Source organism: Hydrogenophaga sp., from assembly GCF_036675665.1.
GTDB lineage: Bacteria > Pseudomonadota > Gammaproteobacteria > Burkholderiales > Burkholderiaceae_C > Hydrogenophaga.
In genome coordinates, this window is the sequence record NZ_JAKFEO010000069.1 from 1 (window position 1) to 1,914 (window position 1,914).

General features: G+C 68.3%; 2 protein-coding genes and 1 pseudogene. All 3 read right to left on the reverse strand.

The annotated features are described in order from the left end of the window. Nucleotides 1–765 carry an ABC transporter permease gene (locus V6M63_RS18865; protein WP_332744340.1) on the reverse strand — a complete coding sequence of 255 codons (765 nt, stop codon included), beginning with the start codon at nucleotides 763–765 and terminating at the stop codon, nucleotides 1–3. Further along, on the reverse strand, nucleotides 765–1,535 hold the full coding sequence (locus V6M63_RS18870) for an ABC transporter ATP-binding protein (RefSeq protein WP_332744342.1): 771 nt from the start codon (nucleotides 1,533–1,535) through the stop codon (nucleotides 765–767). The genes V6M63_RS18865 and V6M63_RS18870 overlap by 1 nt, the downstream gene beginning before the upstream one ends. A 20-nt stretch (nucleotides 1,536–1,555) precedes the next feature. Continuing rightward, a pseudogene (locus tag V6M63_RS18875) lies at nucleotides 1,556–1,914 on the reverse strand (FAD binding domain-containing protein); the annotation flags it as partial.

Consider the following 1,914-nt stretch of genomic DNA (forward strand, 5'->3'; position numbering starts at 1 on the left):
TCATGTGCGCAGCTCCGCCATCGACAGGTTGGCGCCCGGCCAGTGGGCCAGCAGTTTCTGGGTCAGGCCGCTCAGGGCCCAGCCCACGGCGCCGATCCACAGCAACTGGGCGTACATCTGGTCGAACCGCAAGGCCTGCTGCGCCGACATCATCCCGTGGCCCAGCCCACGCGGGTTGAGCACGATCTCCACGGTGACTGCCACCACCAGTGCCATCGCCAGCGCCAGCCGCAGTCCCACGGCAATGCGCGCCATCGCGGCCGGCAACACGATCGCAAAGGTCCGCCGGGCGGTCGACATCTCCAGCACATGCGCCACTTCCAGCAGGCGCGGCTCGATGCCACGCACTGCCGCGATGGTGACCAGCAGCACCGGCCAGAGACAGGCGAAGGCGACGACCGAGGCTTCCATCTTCACGCCGAAACCGAACAGCATCAGCGCCAGCGGAATGAGCGCGACCGAGGGGACCGGCCGCATGGCGTCGACCGAAGGGCCGACGATGCGCTCGAGCCGCGGCATCAGCCCCAGCATCACGCCCAGCGCCAAACCCACGGCGGAGGCGATGGCGAATCCCAGCAGCGCAGCCTCGAAAGTTTCACGCGTCGCGGCCAGGAGGGTGCCGTCGGCAATACCCTGCCAAAGCGCGCGCGCCACCTCGACGGGCCGCGACACCGATTCCAGCCGCAGCGAAGGCACATGCCACAGGCCTTCCCACAGCACCAACAGCATCAACGGCACCACAGCGCCGAGCCAGGAGCGCTTCATCAGTGGCCCTCCAGCAAACCGTGCAGATGGTGGCGAAGCTCGAGGAAGCGGCTGTCCTCCCGGGTGGTGAGCTGGTGCCGCGGCCAGGGAATATCCACCGCCACTTCTTCCACGATGCGCCCCGGGTTGCTGCCCAGCACGATGACCCGGTCGCCCAGGTAAATGGCCTCCTCCAGATCGTGGGTGATGAACACGATCGTGGTGTCGTGATCGGCGGCCAGCCGCGCCACTTCGTCTTGCAGGTTCTGGCGCGTGATGGCGTCCAGCGCGCCGAAAGGCTCGTCCATCAACAGCAACTTCGGTTGCTGGGCCAGGCAACGCGCGATCTGCACCCGCTGCTGCATGCCGCCGGACAACTGGTTGGGGTAGCGGTCCACGGCCGCCGCGAGATTCATGGTGGCGGCCAAGGAGGCAACGCGCTCGGGATGCTCGGCTTTGGGCACGCCGCAGCTTTCCAGCGCCAGCGCAATGTTGCCGGCGGCCGTGCGCCAGGGCAGCAGCGCGCGGCCGTAGTCCTGGAACACGATGGCGCGCTCGCGCGAGGGGGCGATCACCTTCTGGTTCTCGAACCGCACCTCGCCGTCGCTGGGTTGGTTCAGGCCCGCCAGCAGGCGCAGCAGCGTGGTCTTGCCGCAGCCCGAGGCGCCCACGATGCACAGGAACTCGCCCGGCACGACCGAGAAGCTCATGCGGTCGATGACGGTACGGCCAGCAAAGCGCATGCTGATCTCGCGCACGTCCAGGGCCAGGTTCGGCGTGGGGGAAAGCATCGAAAAAGTCTCCTTGAGAATCAAGCCAGTGCCGCGGCCACGGCGCGGCGTGCCAGGACGCCGACGAGGTGGGCGCGATACTCGGCTGTGGCATGGATGTCGCTGTTCAAGGTGGATGCATCCACCGCCAGGTCCGCCAGTGCCTCGGGCTCGAAGCGCCGGGCCAGCGCCTGCTCCATCTCTTGCACGCGGAACACGCAGGCCCCGGCGCCCGTCGCGGCGACGCGCGGACCGGCCTCGGTTTGCGCCACGAACACGCCGACGAGGGCGAAGCGCGACGCCGGATGCCTGAACTTCATATAGGCGGCGCGGCGCGGCACAGGAAACTCGACCGCGGTGATCAGCTCGTCGGGCCGCAGCGCGGTCTCGAACAGACCGA

What these genes read in the sequence shown, in the direction of transcription:
- V6M63_RS18865 (WP_332744340.1), bottom strand. Translation starts at nt 765, where the DNA reads ATGAAGCGCTCCTGGCTCGGCGCTGTGGTGCCGTTGATGCTGTTGGTG.
- V6M63_RS18870 (WP_332744342.1), bottom strand. Translation starts at nt 1,535, where the DNA reads ATGCTTTCCCCCACGCCGAACCTGGCCCTGGACGTGCGCGAGATCAGC.